Source organism: Desulfosarcina sp., assembly GCF_055467485.1.
In genome coordinates, this window is record NZ_JBUOIV010000005.1 from 58338 (window position 1) to 76352 (window position 18015).

Below are 18015 nucleotides of genomic sequence, written 5' to 3' on the forward strand. Positions count from 1 at the left end.
CGCGACAGCCAGCGCTTTTCCTGCGGCTTGCCGCGGGGCGGGTTCACAAGCGGTGTCGACGCGTCTTCCCCTTTTTGTCCAACCGGGAAGCCGTCCGGATTCCATTTGCTGCCATGACCACCGGCACGTCGCTATAATTCAAAACGATGAATTCGCCTTCGGCCTCGCCCCTGGCCTTTCCCCTGTCAACCATCAGCCCTTTCTGCAGTCGGTGGAAACGACGTGGCCCGGGCAAAAGCCATGGCGAAGTCAGGTTCCGAGGCCAGCTCCAGGTAGCGGATGCGCCGGCACAGGGTGCGGGCTTCCGATCTCATTTTTTTGTCCAGAAGGGCCATGACCACACCCACGCCGGCCAGGTTGTCTTTGGGGATCACTTCTCCTTCGGCAACCACCGGCGGCAGCATGCCGATGGCCAGCGCGTTTTTCCAGTTGAAGCGGGCCCCGAAGGCGCCGGTGAGGACGGTGCGGTCGATTCTCTCGATCCCGGCCCGGCGCATGAGAAACTCGATGCCGGTCGACAGCGCCCCCTTGGCCAGCTGTATCTGGCGAACGTCTTTGAGGGTGACGGAAATATCGCTGCCGGTGGCGCTTTGTTTGCCGCCGGCGATGGGGTAATGCCGTCCGATACCCTTTTCATCGGACACCACGCCGGCGATGGTTTCATCCAGCCGGCCGTTGGGCAGGATGGCCCCGATCTGCCGCATCGCCGCGACGGCATCGATGATGCCCGAGCCGCAAATACCCATGGGCCTGTTTTTACCCTCGTTGCCCAGCACTTCATAGTCGATGCGCCGGTGTTTCTCATCCGGCCATGCGCGATGGATGGCACCGGATACCGCGCGCATGCCGCAGGAGATCTGGGCACCCTCCAGGGCCGGGCCGGTGGCGCAGCTGGTGGCCCACAACCGGTCACGGTTGCCCAGCACCACTTCGCCGTTGGTGCCGATATCCACGAGAAGGGTGACCTCGTCGCGTTCGTGGGGCCGGTCCGCCAGAATGGCGGCCATGGTGTCTCCACCCACAAAACCCGATACGACAGGCATGAGAAACACCGGCACGGCCGGATCGACGGCCAGCCCCAGGTCACCGGCGCTGAACAGCGGCGGGTGCAGTGTCAGGGGAAAATAGGGGAAGACCCCCAATCCATAGGGATGAAGCCCGGCAAAAACCTGTTGCATGGTTGTGTTGCCGCACACGCCCACCTCATCGATGTCGTCAACGGTGGCGCCGACCTGCGCGAGGCAGCGGGTCATGAGAAAATTGACGGCTTCGGCGGCCAGCCGCTGAAGCTGATCCAGGTGCGCATCCTTTTCGTTGATGCGGCTGATGCGGCTGATCACGTCCTCGCCGAAGCGCCGTTGAGGATTGATGCAGGCGTCGGCAGCCAGCAGCGTGCCGGTCTTCAGATCGCACAGGTAGCCGGCCACCGAGGTGGTGCCCAGGTCCACGGCGAACCCGAGGCTGGCGATCTGCCTGCCTGCCAGGATGCGGCGCAGGCCGGTCTCTTCGTGCACCACCAGGGTAAAGGCGTTCAGGCTGTCGCGGTATTTGCTCAGCTGCCGCAAGGAAGCGATATCGGCACCCGATGCGATCGGTTCGCCGACCTGTGCAGCCAGCCAGTCCAGCAGGCTTTCCGGGGTGTTGTCTGTTTTCATGCCCGGCGAACGCCCGTCTGCGGTCAGGCGCCGGGTCATGGCATCCACCGGATAGCTGCCGGCGATGCCGGTTTTGCCCCGTGTTTCGGAGCTTTCGGCCAGGGTGTCGGGAATGGTGACCGATCCCTTGCCGGTGGCCCGGGCCTGGCAGGCCAGCCGCGATCCATCGGCCATCTGGTCCGGTGTGAGCACATCCAGCTCCGCCTGGGTGGGTGAAGAAAAATTGGCTTGGGGGTGGACCAGGACGAGGCACTTGCCGCAGACACCCATGCCGCCGCAGTCGGTCCGGATGTCGATGCCGTGCTCGGCAGCCAGCTCCTGGAGGGTCTTGTTCGGGTCCACGGGCATGTTCAGCCCGGCCGGCTCGAACGTTATCGATGGGGTGGCGGCCATCTTCTCAATGGCGCGGCGATCGATCTTTCCCGTGGCCGCCATCGGGATCTGGTCGACCATGCGGATCCGGCGGGGTTTCTCATGGGGCTCCAGCACATGGTCCAACGAGGCCCTGATGTGGCCGTCGGAAGCGCTGCCCACCACCAGGGCAATGACCTCCTGATCCCGGCCGGTCTCGACCGGGTTGGCCAGGACCAGGGCGTCATCGACGCCGTCTACATCCATGATAGCCCGGCGAACCTTATCCAGATCCACCCGGTTGCCCCCCACCTTGACGATATGGTCCGCGCGTCCGGTGACCACAAAAGCGTCGCGTTCATGGGCCTTGACCCGGTCCGAAACCGTAAACCAGCCGCTGCTGCGCACCGGCAGCTCCCGGGAGAGAAAGTCCGAACGGACATCCAGACGGTCGCCGGCCACGCGCCACTGGATGCAGTTGTACGGCGTGAAGCCTTCTTCGCCTGTTGATCGGTTGCGGGTGGCGATGCCGCCGGTTTCCGTGGAGCCGTAGATCTCCACCAGTTCCACGCCCGTTGCCTTGGAAAATGCCGATCCGTCGGCCTCCGCCAACGGGCCGGCCGAGGAAAAAGCCAGCCGCAGGGCGCCTTTCTCCGGCGGTTTTTCCCTGAGCGCCCGGTAGTGAACCGGTACGCTGACGAAAATGGTGGGCGACGCGGCGGCCATCTGTTGCTTGATCTCTTCGGGAAAGGACGGGGTTTGCGCCACGACCCGGGCCGATGCCGCCAGGGGGGCCAGCAGGGAATAGAGCAGTCCGTAAATGTGCAGGGCCGGGACGCTGGCCAGGATGCGGTCGTTGGTGCCGATCCCATAGCGCTTGACGATATAGTCCACTTCGCCCAGCAGATTGCGCGGCGTCTTGGACCAGAGGCGCGGAACGCCGGTGGATCCGCCGGTGAACAGGTGGACCCAGGTCCGGTCGGCATCGGGTTCGTCTCCGGATGCCAGGGCCTCGACTTCATCCGTCAGCATGGCTGGATCGATGACCGTCGCCCCGGCCGGCAGAAGATCGCCGGACGCTGCAATGGCCCGGGAGAAACCGGTCAGCTGGTGCATCTCGAGAAGGGCGGTTGCCGACAGGGTATGGGGCAGCAGCAGCTCCGGCCCGCCGGCCAGCGAGGCCAGAAGGGCGGCCGCCATCACGGCGCGGTCATCGGAGCAGAGGCAGACCGGTGCGTTTTCGTCCTTTTGGCTGTCGAAACTGGCCTTGATCCGCCGGGCCATCCGATAGAGGCCGTCATAGTTGCAGCCGGGCATGCAATACGCCTGGCCCGGCCGGGCCGGGCCGGACAGCAGGCGTTCCATCATCAGGGCAATGGCGTCCTTTTCTGGACTGGGTGGTGTCATCGTCGATGTCGTTCCTTTCTAATTGGACACCAGTTAGTACAGCGCTTAGCTTGGGTCAAGCCATTCCCGCATGTGTTGGCTTGACAGGGCCGGATAATTTGAATAGCTAATAGCGTTTCGCCGGTCACCGGACCAGGCGTCAATTTAAAAAGGATCCATTCATGGAATGCTGTACCAGCCGGTTATGTGATTTTGAGTTCGACAGGGCGACCATTGCCCGTGCAGCGGCCGAAAACCGTCTGCTGACCATGGAAATCGAATTCAGCCTGCGCTGCAATTTCCGCTGCCCGTACTGCTATGTTCCCGAGGAGAGCTATTTTGACGGCGAACTGACCGCCGCTGAAATCCGTGATATCATCCTGCAGGCCAAATCGCTGGGTTCCCGGCGGATCATCATCCTGGGCGGTGAGCCCAGCATCTACCCGCACATCCGTGAGATGATCGCCTTCATTCAGGACCAGGGCATGGATGTGGAGATGTTCACCAACGGCAGCGGCATCACCGCCGACTTCGCCGGATGGCTGTTCGACCGTCAGGTGCGGGTGGTGATGAAGATGAACACCTTCGACGCCGAACTGCAGGACCGGTTGTCGGGCAAGCCGGGGGCCGGTCGGATCATCGCCAAGGCCCTGGACCATCTCAAACAGGCGGGCTATCCGTCCGAGGAAGCCTTCCTGGCCGCCAGTACCATCATCTGCCGGCAGAACCTGGAGGAACTTCCCCGGTTGTGGTGTTGGCTGCGGGACCAGGGCATCGCCCCTTATTTCGAGATCATCACGCCCCAGGCCAATGCACTGGAGAACCCCTGGCTGGACGTGGACCCCCACACCCTGCAGCGGCTGTTCGAGGAGTTGGCAGCCATCGATGCGTCGCGATACGGCCGGACCTGGGACATCCAGCCGCCGCTGGTGGGCAACCGCTGCCTGCGCCACCAGTTTTCCTGCCTGGTGACTTCAAAGGGGGACGTGATGCCCTGCGTGGGCGTGACCCTCTCCCTGGGCAACGTTCGGGAGCAGCCGCTGAAGACGATCATTGAAAACAGCCCGGTGCTCAGGGACCTGAAAAATCACCGCCACACGATCAAAGGGTCCTGCGCCAGCTGCGATCAGGCAGACGGCTGCTACGGCTGCCGGGGTGCCGCCTACCAGATCACCGGCGATTACCTGGCATCGGATCCCATGTGCTGGCGAAACTGCCCGAAAGCCCCCTGACGGGCTGACCATGACCGAGACATCCCCTTCGACCCTGCCAAACCCACCGTCGGCAATCCTCGGCCTTTTCGGATGCCTGGCCGTTTTTGCGTCGGCCTTCTGCTTCTACTTCTCAACGGTGGTGATCCGCTGGTCCCGGGATGTGGTGACCATCGATTCCGCATTTTACGCGTTTTTCCGTTTTCTGTTGGGCTTTATCGTCGTTTGCACGATCATGGCCTTCAGGCGGCAGGGGCCAGCGCCCAAGCGCTACCACCTGCTGATCGGCAGAACCCTGGGCAACTGCATCGCCGTGTACTGTTTCTACCAGGCCGTGCGTTACACCTCGGTGGCCGAGGCCAATATTTTGAACATGACCTATCCCATCTTCGTGGCCATCCTCTCCTGGGTGCTGCTGCGTCACCAGCGGGATCCGGTTGCCCTGGCGATGGTGGTGGTGGCCGTTGCCGGGGTGTGGCTGATCCTTCAGCCGGGCCGCATGGGAATGGGCGTCCAGAGCCTATGGGGGGTTGGCTCGGGAATCAGCGCCGCCGCGGCCATCCTCTACCTGAACATCAGCCGGCAGCACCACGATGCCAACACTGTGCTGTTCTATATGTTCGGACTGGGATCGGTGCTGATGTTCCTTTTTTTCAGACAGCACATCTTCTGGCCCGACGGCCGCGAGCTCTACTACCTGGCCCTGTGCGGCGGGGCGGGGATTGCCGGCCAGTTTCTGATCACCCTGGGTTTCCGCTATGTCACCGCCGTGGAGGGAGGCGTCATCTCGTCCACGCGAATCCTGCTGGCTGCCCTGCTGGGCCCATGGCTGGCGGCCGAGCCGTCGTTGGGGCCGACCGGATGGATCGGCGCGTTGATGATATTCGGGGCCAATGTGGTGCTGACCCTCCGAAAAGGGCGCTGAGGTTTCTACCGGTCCATGCGCATCACCGGCCGGCCGGTGAGCTGGTCAAGGGGGACGGCCGTCAACCCTTTTTTGGAGAGACCCGCCAACAGCTTTTCTATTTCACCCATCCACTGCCTGATCCGCTCCGGATTGCCGGCATCGGAATCGTGCATCAGTACGATGTCGTCCGGTCTGACCCTGGCGAGGATTCTTTCCGCCAGGTTGGCGATGCGCCGGTTGCCCCGGTCGAACGCCCGGCAACTGAAGTTCACCACGTAAAGTCCGTTTGCGCTCACCACCTTGCCCATGGACGGCGAGGTGATGCCCACCGGCGGCCGGAAGGCAAGAGGGACGATGCCCAGTCGCGACAGCGCCGCCTGGGTGTCGGCGATTTCACGCTCAAGCAGGGCCGTTTGCCAGAACATGCGATAGCGGTCGTGATGAAAGGAGTGATTGCCCACCGCGTGGCCCCGGGAGACGATTTGCCGGATCAGCCGGGGGTATTGTGTCACCCGACGACCGGTGACGAAAAAGGTGGCCGGGACCTGCCATTCGGCCAGAATATCCAGCAGCAGCGGGGTGGTGGACGGGTCCGGTCCATCGTCGAAGGTCAGGGCGATCACCGCCTTGCCCGTTTTTCCGCGGCTGATCACGGGAAAAAAGAAGCCGGCCCCGGGAAGAAACGGCGCCACGGCGCAAAGCATCAGGAAAAGGGTCAGGGGCACCGTGGCCAGGCGCAGATCGACGGTTCCCAGAAGGCCAGCCGCGGCAAAGGCCAGCAGGCCGGTGCGTTCAGCCATGGAAAAATGCAGCCGGCTTGGGCGGGTCGGGTTGACGGGCGTTGGTGAAGTTGTCATCGCTGCCTTGTGAACGGCTGTCACCTGGGCCTGGCCACGTGCCAGTGCATGTCCCCGCGCGTGCCCGAGGTCAGGCTGGAATGGACTTCGAACTCGCATTTGTCGAGGATGGCGCTTATCCTATCCTTGTTCCGATACCAGGTTTTCACGCCGCTGATCCTGAGTTTAAACCGCTCCAGGTGCCAGGTCCAATGGGGCCGGGCAGAAGGCGGCATGACCGACCGCATGATCAGGCGGCCGCCGGGAAGCAGGCGCTCGTGGATGCGCTCCAGGTTTTTTTCCAGCTCCCAGTCCTGCAGGTAGTGGCTCATGTCCAGCATGACCGCCAGGTCGATCAACACGTCCGTGCGCGGAAGATCCGGGGCCATTCCCTGGTGAATGCGGCCCCGCTCACCGAGGGCCAGGGACGCCACCCGCACCCGGTCCGCATCCGGTTCGATGCCGTGGATGGTTGCCCCGGGGAATCGATTGGCCAGCCAGCAGGCAGGTACGCCGTAGCCGCAGCCCACATCGAGAATATTGGCCGCCTGATTTCCCTCCGGCAAAAGCGGGTCCAGTTCGCTGAACAGCGAGTCGAAGCGCAGTTTGAAGCGTGCAAACAACCGGGGGTAGGGCTCCATGTTGCGATAGCGCCAGCAGATGCTGTCGGTGTCCGCTGGGGCGGCTTCGAATCGTCTTTTCAACAGCGGCGGCAGGATGAGCAGGGACCCGGCCAGGCAGTAGGCGATACCGAAAAAGGAGATCAAGCCGGCGCTTTTCAACAGGTTGTGGTCGGCGCCCAGCAATACGGCAAAACCGACCAGTGTCGAAGCGGCCGCCATGACGATCGCCGTCCTGACCACCGAAAAATGGGGATGGTCGAAGCGCTGGTAGCGCTGGTAGCCCCGCACCATGAACAGCGTGTAATCCACGCCCATCCCCAGGATGATCACTGACAGCATCAATGCCGGGATGTCCAACGGGCGGCCCATGATGCCCAGTGTGCCCAGTGTGCAGACAAAGGCGAAGGCCAGCGGCAACAGGGCAGTGGCCAGCAGTCCCGCGTCGACGAAAAAGATCGCCAGCAGCAGGATCAGGCTGACCCCGATGATCAGCAGCATTTTCATGAACGTGCCGAACAGCAGCTGACCCATGCGTTGAGCAAAAAGGTCGGGATCGAACACGGCACCAATGTCGGACATGCGGTTGTAGAAGCGCTGGCTGTCGAACAGCCTGCCGGGGTTGATCCGGGTGACCTGGCGCCAGACGCCATCGGTTTTGTCTTTCGAGATGCCCAATATGGGCAGTACCTGTTCCGGGATGCCGGTGGCGTCGGGGGGGGCGCCGGCAAGCATGTCCAGAAACGGGGCAAAGGCGCTGTAAGTGAATCCAAGCGGTTCGCCCTCGCGGATAAGCTGCCTGGATACCTCCCGGATGCGTGCATCCGTCCAGAACTGCCGCCATGCCGCGAAATTTTCGGACCTTACGGTGCTGCCCGGGAAGAACAGGGACGGCGTCACCGCCTTTTCGATGCTGCCGGCATGGACTTCGGTGTCCAGGTGGGCCAGCAGCCGGTCATTTTTTTCCTGCAGCGCAGCCAGGTCGTCGGCCTCGGTCATCAGGTAGACACTGGAAAAGATGTCACCCCAGACGCGGGTCATCAATTCATCGGCCGCCCGCGTCTCCCGGCTGACGCTGTTCATGGCCTTCAGCTCGGTGTTGAAATGGGGCCGGATGAAAACGGCCAGCACCGCCGCCGTCAGCAGGCATAGCGCCAGTCCGGATTTGCCGGTCGACGCCAGACGGTTCACCAGCCTGGACAGCGGCCGCCTGGCGGTCGTGGCCGCCCGCGGGTGGCCGTGCAGGATCCGGGGGAGCACGCTGTGCACGAAGAGGAAGGAAAACCCGATGCCCATGGCCGTGAACTGTCCCAGCTGTTCGAAGACGGTAAACCCGCTGAAGGCCAGGACGCTGAAGGCGCCGATGGAGGTGAGCACCGCCAGCAGCCCGACGGCCCGGATCTCCCGGGAGGCCTGCTCCTTGCCGTTTTGGCCGCCGCTGTCCACGAAAAGCATATAGGCGATGCCATGGTCGACCGTGATGGAGATGATCGCACCGCCGAAGCCCAGCACCATGATGGAGATGCTGTCATGGACCAGAGAGAAGACGAAAAAGGCCATGACCGTTCCGGCAAGGGCCGGAAGCAGCGCCATGAATCCCGCCAGGGGATTGGAAAAGGCGGCCAGCAGCAGCACGCCGATGCCCACCGTGGCCCACAGGACGGCGCGGTGCACGTCACGCTTGATGATGGACTCGTTGTCCAGGGCGACGCTGAACGCACCACTGGCTGTCAGGGCGACGCCCCTGCCGAATTCCCGCTCCAAATCCGTTTGCAGTTCCTGGAAGAAGCGGGTCAGGGACCGGGCCACGGTCGTGTCCGTGCCGGATCCGGCCGGGGTGGCCAGGATAAGCAGGTGGTGCTGGTCGGCGGAGCGTATGCGGCCATGGTGGATGGTCGCGCCGGGGGCGGGATTCAGGGATGCCAGCCGGGCCAGGACGATGTGGCGCAGGCCCAACGGGTCGGCGGCCATGGAAGATGCCTGACCGATGCCGTCCATCTGGTAGAGTTCATCCCGGACCCGGGTCAAGGCCAGCCGGATCGCTTCGTCGGATAACAGCGGGGCCACCTGATGCTGCAGTTCCCCGGCGGTGAACAGCACCGGCAGGCGCCGGATGACCTGGTCTGCCAGATCGGTCAGACCCTGCTGCACGGGGCTGCTGCCCGCCTGCGCAAACAGATCGCTTTGCGACAGGCGGGCTTCGACCGTGTCTGCGGCAGCCAGCAAGGTTGTCATGTCTGCGCCGGCCGAACCGATATCGATGGCGATCTGGTCCTTGATGGGGTTTTTTTCGAAGATGTGGATGCCGTCGGCGATGACCGGGTCACTCGTGGGCAGGGACCGCGCAATGTCCGTATCGATGGCGATCCGCTTGAAGGCGATCAGGAACACGGCCGTGCCGGCAATGATTACCGCCAGCAGTGCCAGTATGTTGATGGGTGCTTTCAGTCGCATCGAGATCGTCCACCCCTTTCGGACCGGATTGCGATAAAGCGTCGAGTTTGCATCAGGCCAGCATCCACACCAGTGCCGCACCGATTACCAGCAGGTGGGCGGCAATGACCGCATATCGAAAGCGGTGGTAGCGTTCATTGACCGTCTGGATGAAACGAAGCCCGCCGAATAGGCGCCGGATGACATCCAGGGTGCGGTGGCGCGTGTTGTCCGACGGCGAATTGCTTTGAAAGGCGATCGCCGGGTAGAGGACAAATGGGCTGTCGATCCTGTTCTGCAGCATGATGTCATAGGGAATCAGCTGCCACGGGGCTTCGGCAATGCGTCCGGCCAGTGACGGTTTGATCAGGTAGGCGTGGGCCAGGCACCGGTATTGTATACTTCTTATGCCTGGTGTTCCCGTGCCCCGGCTTCCGCTGACCAGGCAGCCTAGAAAAAGAATTTTACAGGCCTCTGTATGTAAAAAAAAATCAATGCTTTTTTCCAAGCGAACCCTGTCGATCTTTCCAAAGACAACATCGTCTTCAAAAACGAGGATGTGCCGGGCGCCGGCATCCAGACCCATGTTGAGGCAGGCCTGGTGGGATTCGAAAATCCCCTGCTCACAGTCGGTGGGGTGAGGCCGGGCGATATGGAAAATTACCTTGCCGGCCAGCCCGACACGGGCAAACTGATCCTGGGCGCTGGCCTTCCGATCCGTCCGGTCCGCCAGCGAGATGCAGTATATCCGGTCGATGCGGTTCCAGATCGGTTCCAGCGACGGGTCTGCTTGCGCCTGGTTGAACACTTGTTTTATACGCCCTGAAGTCAGTCGGTTAGCGACCGCCAACCCGGCGGTCATCCCACCCATCAGCGGGTCCGTTCTATCGTATGATGCACTATTTGCTTGATCCGGCGGTCACCAATGTATACGTTCAAGCGCTCATATACAAATACTTAAAGGAGCAGCCGCCGCATCGTGGGCCCCTTTGAAACACAGATGAAAAAGTTGGTCACCCGGCTTACCCGCGTCCGGTTTGTGCAATCGGCCATTGCCGAGGGTGCAGACCTGAGCGCCTTTCGCCGGCGGCCCGACCTGAGGGTGATTTGCGGTGTGACGGCCATCGCCTTCAGCTATGTCATCAGTTGGCCCCTGATTGGCCTTTTGGGTGTCGCGGCCGTTCACTATGGCAACGCCGCCATCGTGGTGGTCGGCGGCCCGGTGGCCTATGGGCTTTCCCACCTGGTGTTTTTGCTGGGCATGTACCTTGCCGGTGCCAAATACAGCCGGATTTTCCTTCGCTGGGCCGTTTTCCAGGGCATGACCCGGCTCATGGCGCGTTATCGGCTACCCCTTCCCCCCCCATCGCTCCCTGATGTTGCGGTGGTGGCATGCCACGATGAACAAGGCGGTCACCACGGCGCCGATCCCACCCCTCCAATTTCCTGCCCCGGCAATCGCCGTTCCGGCGGCCAGAACGCCAACCATGGCAAAGGATGAGAGAAACGGCGTGTGCCAGACCAGGTGTGCCGCGCCCCAGGCCAGGACACCCAGGGCGGCCCAAAGCGGGGCGACGACGGCGGTGAACCCCAGGTAGTTGGCCACCCCCTTGCCCCCCTTGAACCGGTGAAAACAGGGAAACCGGTTGCCCAGGATCAGGCCCACACCCACCCATGGCACCTGCCAGGAGGGCACGAGCGCCTCGGCTGCAAGGGCCGTGAGGACCGCCCGTCCCACATCCAGCAGCAGGACCGCCGCTGCCCAGCCAATGCCGGCCTGTCGATAGACATTGGTGGCGCCGGGGTTGCCGCTGCCGTGATGGCGCGGATCTTCGCGGCCAGAGAAGCGAAAGGCCAGGATGGAAAAATTGATCGAACCGGCCACATAGGCAGCGACAAGCATAAAAATGAATGTCGCCCAATCGGTCATGACCGTCCATCCACGGCCAGCACGGTGAACAGGTGACCCTCGATGGTCGCATGCATGGCGGTCTGCAGTTTTCCGCCGTCAATCTCCAGCAGGCTGGATTCCGGGTTCACGCCGATCACACGGGTGCGCTCCCATGAATCAGCGAGTTCGATGTCAAGGGCCTTGGCTGCCGCTTCCTTGGCACTCCAGACCCGCATGGCGCCTTCCGCCCGGCCAAAGGGTGCGCGGCCCACCATGGCCTGCTCATCGGTGTCCATGTACAGGTGCATCGCCTGGAGCGGCTTTTGCGACAGCGGCTCCACATCGACGCCCACCGGCTGGCCGGCGGACACGGCAATGGTAAAGCGCCGGTCATGGGAGACGGAACAATCGGTGTGGGTCCCGTCAGCCAGCGGGCATTGCGGGGATTGGCCGTTTTCGGCAACGGTTTCGATCTCACCGGATGGTCGGCTGTCGCCGTCGCCCGAAAGCAATCGGCTGAGCCGCTTGAGGGCCAGCCGGGCGGACAGGTACCCCCGGGCCCGGTCCGGGGCCATGGGCGCCAGTCGCCGCTTCTCGTTTTCGGAAAGCGCGGTGGCGGCAAACCGTGCCACGGCGTCCCGCTCCAGCAGGACCATTCCCGAGAGGCGTCGACGAAGCGGGGCGAGGGGGTCGGCACCGGTCGGCAGCCTGAATCCCTGCGGTGGCTGGCTGCGGCCGCCGCTGACGTCCCGCATGTGGAGGCCCTTCACGGCTTCATGCAGCCTGCCGGCGTCGTCATAGATGAAGATGTCGAAGACGAAGAGGGCCTGGCCGGTCTGCACCGGCACCACGCGGGCCGTATAGACCTCGTCCAGCCGGGTGGCCTTGACGATCGTGCGCCGGTCCATGGACACGGGAAAGGCCACGATGCCATGGAACCGCTGACACCAGACGCAGGCGGCATGAAAGGCTGCATCCAGCACGTACGGGGATCCCAGGTAAAGATCACGGCGCGGATCGGCCGGCCGGGGCGAACGCACCCGGGCCAGGGCGCCGTCTGCTGAAATCAGCAGCGGCTCGCAGATGTTGCGGTAGGCCGGACCGAAGGGAACCATTTCCCGGTAGATGCGCTCCGGATCCACGGTGGTGCAGACACCCACCAGGCACGCGATGGTTTCCATGGGCGGTTCGACCGCAGCCGGCGATTGGTCCCCCAGTGCCATCGAGGCGTGTTCTATAGTACGGGTGATCGCCCCGCCGGGAGATCGAAAGCGGGTCGTCAGGGTGGTGCGCACGGATCCGTCGTCATGATCCGCCAGCCGGTTGAACGCCGGCAGCGGGTCCGGCGAGTCGAGACAGAGGAATTTATCGAAGCGGATATCCTTGAGCCGGCGGCCGTCAACTTCCGGTAAACGGCTGCATGCGTCCGCGGCGAGCCGTTCCATGGCTTCCACTGCCGCAAGTACCGGCCGGTCGTGCACATGGTGGTCACGGAAGAATGGCGGCGGATTCACGATTATGGGAAAGGAGCTTGATTTCACGGTTTCGGGAAGATGTCCCACAGGCTGACGGTTTTGGGATCGACCTCCACCGGCGTGCCCGATGCGTTGACTGCGCAGTGACGGGTGAATCCTTTGCAGACGATGTCACCGGATTCCTGGTGGGTGATCACATAGTCGAACTGAAGCCGAACCCGCTCCAGCACCGACGGCCGGGTGTGGACCCACATGGCGTCGTCGTAATACAGGGGACGGAAATAGTCGATGTCCACCTTGATGATGGGGTAGACATAGCCGCTCTCTTCCACGGCTTTGTAAGGGTAAGCGGCATCGCGCATCAGCGAGGCCCGGCCGAATTCGAAATAGCGCAGGTAGTTGGCGTGATAGACCACCTGGGAGCGGTCCGTGTCTGCATAGAGGGTGCGGGTTTCGCAGCGGTGCCAGACGATATCGCTGGTGCGGTCCCTGACATATTGCGGGTGTCCGTTCAGCGGGACCGGGACAAAGGGCTTGGGTTTCATCTCACACCCCCCGGAAGACGATGCAGCAGTTGGTCCCGCCGAAGCCGAAGGCGTTTGACAAAAAAGCTTCATGGGCGTGCCGCCGGGCCGCATTGGGCACCACATCCACGTCGGCGAACGCGGGGTCGGGCAGATGGTTCACCGTGGGCAGGACGATGCCCTGGTGCATGCCCTCGATGGCCAGGGCCGCCTCGATGGCCGCGGCGGCACCCAGCGTGTGGCCGATCTGGGATTTGTTTGACGACACTGGAATGGTTGCCAGCGAATCGCCGAACACCTCGCGCAGACTCTGGATTTCCACGGCATCGCCTTTCTGGGTGGAGGTGCCGTGGGCGTTGATGTACCCGATGTCCGCGGGCTGAATCTGGGCATCGTCGATGGCCTGAGCGATGGCCCGCACGATGGTCGCCTGGTTGGGCAGAGTGAAATGGTGGGCGTCCGATGTCCAGCCGACACCCAGAACCTCGGCTTTGGGCGTGAGGTGGTAATTTTTCAATGCATCCTCGGCGGCCAGCACCAGCACACCGCCCCCTTCGCCCAGCACGATGCCGCGGCGGTCCACGGAAAAGGGCCGCGACGCCTGGGTGGGGTCGTCGAAGGCGCGGTCGTTGGGGCCGACCTTGATGGTGGCCCACATGTTGGCAAACCCCTGGACGATCTCCGGGGTCAGGCAGGTTTCCACACCGCCGGCCAGAACGAAGTCGCATTCCCCGTCGCGGATCATGCGGGCGCCGATGCCGATGGCGTGGTTGCCCGAGGCGCAGGCGCCCTGGGGAGAAAAAATGGGGCCGGTGAAACCCAGCATCATGCCGGCTTTGCCCGCGGGCAGGTTGGCGCACAGGTTGGGCAGCAGGTAGGGGCTGACCTTGGTGGGGCCGTGGGTGACGTAGTTGCCCATGGCGATGCGGTAGGCGTCGGTGCCGTTCAAGGCCGATCCCATCAGGCAGGCGGTCTTGGGGCCTGTCCGGCTGTCGATTTCCAGGCCGGCGTGCTCCAGCGCCCGTTTGCACAGGACCATGGTCAGCAGGACGAAGTCCGCGTTCCAGTTGCGGCTGTCCATCTTGTCGATATAGGGCAGATCCCGAGGGTTCCAATCCGGGATCTCACCCACCACGTTGCTGCGCGAAGGGGTTTCACAGCGGGTGATCCGGCGGAATCCGGCTTCACCGCTCACGGCCCGCCGCCAGGTGGTCTCAAAGGTATTTCCCAGGCAGGTGGCGGCGTCGTAGCCCACCACGTATACCCGTCGGTTCAAAGGTGGTTTCATAGTCGTTTAAATACCATACACGCATTGCACCCGCCAAACCCGAATGCATTTTTGAGCACGTATTCCTGATCGACCCGCCGGCCGGTATGGATCACGCTATCCAGATCGATTTCCGAATCCGGCGTGTAATTGATGGTCGGCGGCAGCATGTCCGCCCGCATCCCCTCGACAGCCAGAATCGACTCGATGGCGCTGGCGGCGCCCATGGCATGGCCGATCATGGATTTGTTGGCCGTTACCGGAGGCACACGGCTGCCGAATACCTGTCGCAGGGCGTCGGCCTCCACCTGGTCGCCCATGCGTGTGGAGGCGGCATGGGCGTTGACGGCGCTGATCCGGTCCGGGGTGATGCCTGCGCGTTCAATGCTCTGGGCAATGCAGCGGCGGACGGTGGCCAGGTTCGGGGCCACGTGATGGAAGGCATCCGAGGTCATGGCCCAGCCGGCGATTTCCGCGACAGCACCCAGGCCATGGGCGTCGGCGAAGGAGCGTCTGGCGATGATGATGCAGCCGGATCCTTCGGAGACCACAAATCCCCGGCGGTTGAGCGAGAAGGGGCGGCTGGCCGCTTCCGGCGGCTCTCCGGGCTCGCCCTCTTTGGGCATGAACGCGCCGCCCATGGTGCCGAAGCCGGCCACGATGGGTTCGGTCAGGGGGAAATCCACGGCCCCGCAAATGGCTGCATCCGCCCGGCCGTCGTTGATCAGCATGGCGCCCACGATCATTGAGGTCACCCCCGTTGCGCAGGCCGTGATCGTGGCACTGATGGGACCCGTGGCGCCGGTGTGCATGGAAACCTTGCCGCCCACCATGTTGATGCAGGCGTTGGGGTTGACGAAGGGCGGCGGCAGCTTTCCGAGGCCCATGAGGTTGCGGTCCGCAGCGAGCAGTGCATCCAGGCCGCCGACGGCGCTGCTGAAGGTGACGGCCGTTCGCGGGGCGATATCCGGTGTGATATCGAGGCCGCTTCTTTCCAGGGCCCGGGTGACGGTCAGCAGGGCGTATTTGAAAATGGGCGACGGCCAGCGCGCGAGTTCACGGGGTTTTAAAAAATCGTAGGGCAGGTGGTCGATATCCGGTGCCTGGCCGGCGATGCGCACGGGAAAGTCGTCCGTCAGGTCAAAACGGGTCAACGGGCCCACGCCACTGGCGCCGGACAGGGCCCTTTGCCACTGGTCGTCGAGATCGACACCCAGGGGGGAGACCGCATCATAACCCAGAATGACCATGGGATCGTCAGGCATCGTTGAATATATCCAGGGCCGCACCTGTCAATACGGCTTCGCAGGGGTCTATCACCAGGGAATGAACTGGTAGAGCTTGGCGAACATTTCGTAGATTTCGATCCAGTTCTGAAGGTCCCGGGTGGTTTGCATGTGGGCGCGCTTGTTGACCATCACCCAGCTCATGTGGGCCGCACCGTCCTTGCAGGTGCTGCAGTCTCTCGTTTCCGAGGTGCAGCAGCGATGCATGGTGTTCAGGTCCGACGCCCAGCGGATGAAGTTGGTCAATCGTCGGGGCTTGGGGTCGCGCGTGTCCAATGGGTCCGTCACCGAGGGGCACTCCATCCAGCCGAAGGGGCGGCCCAGCATCTTCCCCGTGGTGATGATCTCGTGGTAGTATTTGGAGGAGATGACCGTATCCGGATAGCGGTCCAGTACCTCGTCCATTTCATAGCGGATCTGGGCCAATTCCTCGGCCTGCCAGTGAAACCCGTCCACCCCCTCGTCGTTGGAGAGCAGCTGCATGTGCACTTTGAGGCCCGCGTCGCGGATCTTCTTGATGATCCGTTCGGTCTTGCCCAGCTGTTTGGGGGTGATGGTGTACAGGTAATAGGTATGGGGGTCGCCGGCATAGTTTTTACTGGAGATGGAAAAGGCGTCCTTCCCGCGCAGCACTTTCTCATCCGCTTCGTCTCCCCACAGGCTGATCCCCAGCATCATGTCGGGGAAGCGATCCCGGGGCACCTTGATAATGCCGTTGGTGGCACAAAAGGTGGGCAGGCGCTTGTAGAAGGCTTCGATCCGGTCCATGCAAAGGGTGGGTTCGCCGCCGATGAGAATGGCCAGGTTCACGCCGCGGGCCGTCTCTTTGTCCACAAACGCTTCCCAGCGGGTGAGATCCATTTCCTCCCTGGCCGCCTCGTGTTCACCGGAAGAAAAGAAGAAGCAGCCTTTGCAGCGCAGGTTGCAGCGATTGGTCACATCGTAGATGGAGCTGCGGATGTTGAGCTTCGATATGCGTTTATACCGGGCGTACCAGTGGCCGTCCAGCAGGGAACTGACGGTTTTCATCAATGTCTATCCTTTTACGGGACCTTCCTGAAATTTATTTTCAGCAGGCTCATCGCCTGCTAATTGGCTGTCAGTTCCACGCCGGGTGGAGGAACGGTTTGGTTGCACAGGTTTTTTCCCTTCACATAGCCTTTTAGCCACACGGCCAGATAGGTATCGACAAAATCCAGCCAGGATCGAAAGGTGTGGGGATCGACGGCGTGGCGGAACAGCCGGGAAGTGACCACGGCACTGGCCGCCGCGTAGTGCCGGCAGTCCGCGCAGTCCGTATCCGGCACGCAACAGGCCGCATCACGATTCCAGGTCAGGTCCGTGCGGTATTGGCGAAAGGAACGGCCCAGGCCCACATCCGTGCTTGGATTCTGTCGGGGATAGGGGCATCCGAACAGATCGTGAAGGCCCTTTTCGTGGGTGTGGGCCATGGCGCTGTACCAGGAAAACAGGACCGTTTGCGGGTATTTGTCCAGCAGGTCGAGCATGGTCCGCCGGGTGTCGGCCAGGCTCAGCGGCGTGTGGCGAAGGTCACCGGTGTAGCCCACCGGCGCGCTGAACATGTTGAACGTCACCGTGGCCCCGTGGTTGGCCAGCGTTCGTACCACCTCCTCGGCCTGGTCGATGTTGTGGCGGGTAAAGGTATAGACGAAGGCCGCCCGCGGATCACCAGCGTAATTTTCCAACTGGCGGGCCAGCATGTTTTTCGCATTGCGGGTTTTTCGGCTGGACGCGTCGTTGCCCCAGGCGGAAATATGAATGCGATACCCGACCGAGTCCGGAATCCGCGTAAGGCCGTTGGTGGCGATGCATCCCAAAGGGATTTCATCATAGCAGGCCTGGCACAGTCCCGGCACCAGGGACGGTTCGGCGCCGGCCAACACCACAAAGGTGATGCCCCGGGCCTTCTCCGCACGCATCAGTTGCCGCCAGTCTTCAGGATTCGTATTGTCCCGGGTGTTCTGTTTTTCGCCTTCGTAGTAGTAACAACCGTTGCAGCGAATGTTGCATCGCCGGGTCATGTCGTAGGTGGATTCGCGCAAGAAGAAATACTTGCGCACCTTCTCCCAGCGCGCATTGACTTCGGGATCGGCGATCAGGTCCGAAAATTTCCAGGTTCGTTTCGTCTCCATGGGCTGGGCTACTCTCTGTG

Annotated in this window: 13 protein-coding genes; 2 read left to right on the forward strand and 11 right to left on the reverse strand. The window is 62.7% G+C overall.

Annotated features, from left to right (window positions below; genetic code table 11):
• Positions 1 to 185: 185 nt before the first annotated feature.
• Positions 186 to 3413: an ASKHA domain-containing protein gene (locus ACZCED_RS04050; RefSeq protein WP_464860258.1), complete on the reverse strand. Its 3228-nt coding sequence runs from the start codon at positions 3411 to 3413 to the stop codon at positions 186 to 188.
• Positions 3414 to 3574: 161 nt separating this feature from the next.
• On the opposite strand from ACZCED_RS04050, the gene ACZCED_RS04055 reads away from it, so the two are divergent.
• Together ACZCED_RS04055 and ACZCED_RS04060 are read left to right on the forward strand one after the other, a co-directional pair.
• Entirely contained in the window at positions 3575 to 4624 is a 1050-nt protein-coding gene (locus tag ACZCED_RS04055; RefSeq protein ID WP_462967618.1) for a radical SAM protein, read from the forward strand.
• Between the two features lie 10 nt (positions 4625 to 4634).
• Positions 4635 to 5528: a DMT family transporter gene (locus ACZCED_RS04060; protein WP_462967619.1), complete on the forward strand. Its 894-nt coding sequence runs from the start codon at positions 4635 to 4637 to the stop codon at positions 5526 to 5528.
• Positions 5529 to 5533: 5 nt separating this feature from the next.
• On the opposite strand, the gene ACZCED_RS04065 is transcribed toward ACZCED_RS04060, so the two are convergent.
• From ACZCED_RS04065 to ACZCED_RS04110, 10 genes are all read right to left on the reverse strand, one after another.
• A complete protein-coding gene (locus ACZCED_RS04065; protein ID WP_462967620.1) occupies positions 5534 to 6367 on the reverse strand; it encodes a polysaccharide deacetylase family protein in 834 nt (277 codons plus the stop codon).
• A gap of 20 nt (positions 6368 to 6387) precedes the next feature.
• Positions 6388 to 9420, reverse strand: coding sequence for a methyltransferase domain-containing protein (locus tag ACZCED_RS04070; protein WP_464860259.1), 3033 nt, complete (start codon positions 9418 to 9420; stop codon positions 6388 to 6390).
• 52 nt (positions 9421 to 9472) lie between these two features.
• Positions 9473 to 10270, reverse strand: a complete 798-nt coding sequence (locus ACZCED_RS04075) for a glycosyltransferase (RefSeq protein WP_462967622.1) — start codon at positions 10268 to 10270, stop codon at positions 9473 to 9475.
• A 477-nt stretch (positions 10271 to 10747) separates the two neighbouring features.
• Positions 10748 to 11329: a glycerol-3-phosphate acyltransferase gene (locus tag ACZCED_RS04080; RefSeq protein ID WP_462967623.1), complete on the reverse strand. Its 582-nt coding sequence runs from the start codon at positions 11327 to 11329 to the stop codon at positions 10748 to 10750.
• Entirely contained in the window at positions 11326 to 12831 is a 1506-nt protein-coding gene (locus tag ACZCED_RS04085; protein ID WP_462967624.1) for a polyketide synthase dehydratase domain-containing protein, read from the reverse strand. The genes ACZCED_RS04080 and ACZCED_RS04085 overlap by 4 nt, the downstream gene beginning before the upstream one ends.
• The gene (locus ACZCED_RS04090) at positions 12828 to 13310 is read right to left on the reverse strand and encodes an acyl-CoA thioesterase (protein WP_462967625.1); all 483 of its coding nucleotides are present in this window, start codon (positions 13308 to 13310) and stop codon (positions 12828 to 12830) included. Before ACZCED_RS04090 ends, ACZCED_RS04085 begins: the two co-directional genes overlap by 4 nt.
• Position 13311: 1 nt before the next feature.
• Positions 13312 to 14577, reverse strand: coding sequence for a beta-ketoacyl-[acyl-carrier-protein] synthase family protein (locus ACZCED_RS04095; RefSeq protein ID WP_464860260.1), 1266 nt, complete (start codon positions 14575 to 14577; stop codon positions 13312 to 13314).
• A complete protein-coding gene (locus tag ACZCED_RS04100) occupies positions 14574 to 15821 on the reverse strand; it encodes a beta-ketoacyl-[acyl-carrier-protein] synthase family protein (protein ID WP_462967627.1) in 1248 nt (415 codons plus the stop codon). The genes ACZCED_RS04095 and ACZCED_RS04100 overlap by 4 nt, the downstream gene beginning before the upstream one ends.
• 51 nt (positions 15822 to 15872) lie before the next feature.
• On the reverse strand, positions 15873 to 16871 hold the full coding sequence (locus tag ACZCED_RS04105; protein WP_462967628.1) for a radical SAM protein: 999 nt from the start codon (positions 16869 to 16871) through the stop codon (positions 15873 to 15875).
• Between the two features lie 59 nt (positions 16872 to 16930).
• On the reverse strand, positions 16931 to 17995 hold the full coding sequence (locus tag ACZCED_RS04110) for a radical SAM protein (protein WP_462967629.1): 1065 nt from the start codon (positions 17993 to 17995) through the stop codon (positions 16931 to 16933).
• Positions 17996 to 18015 lie beyond the last annotated feature (20 nt).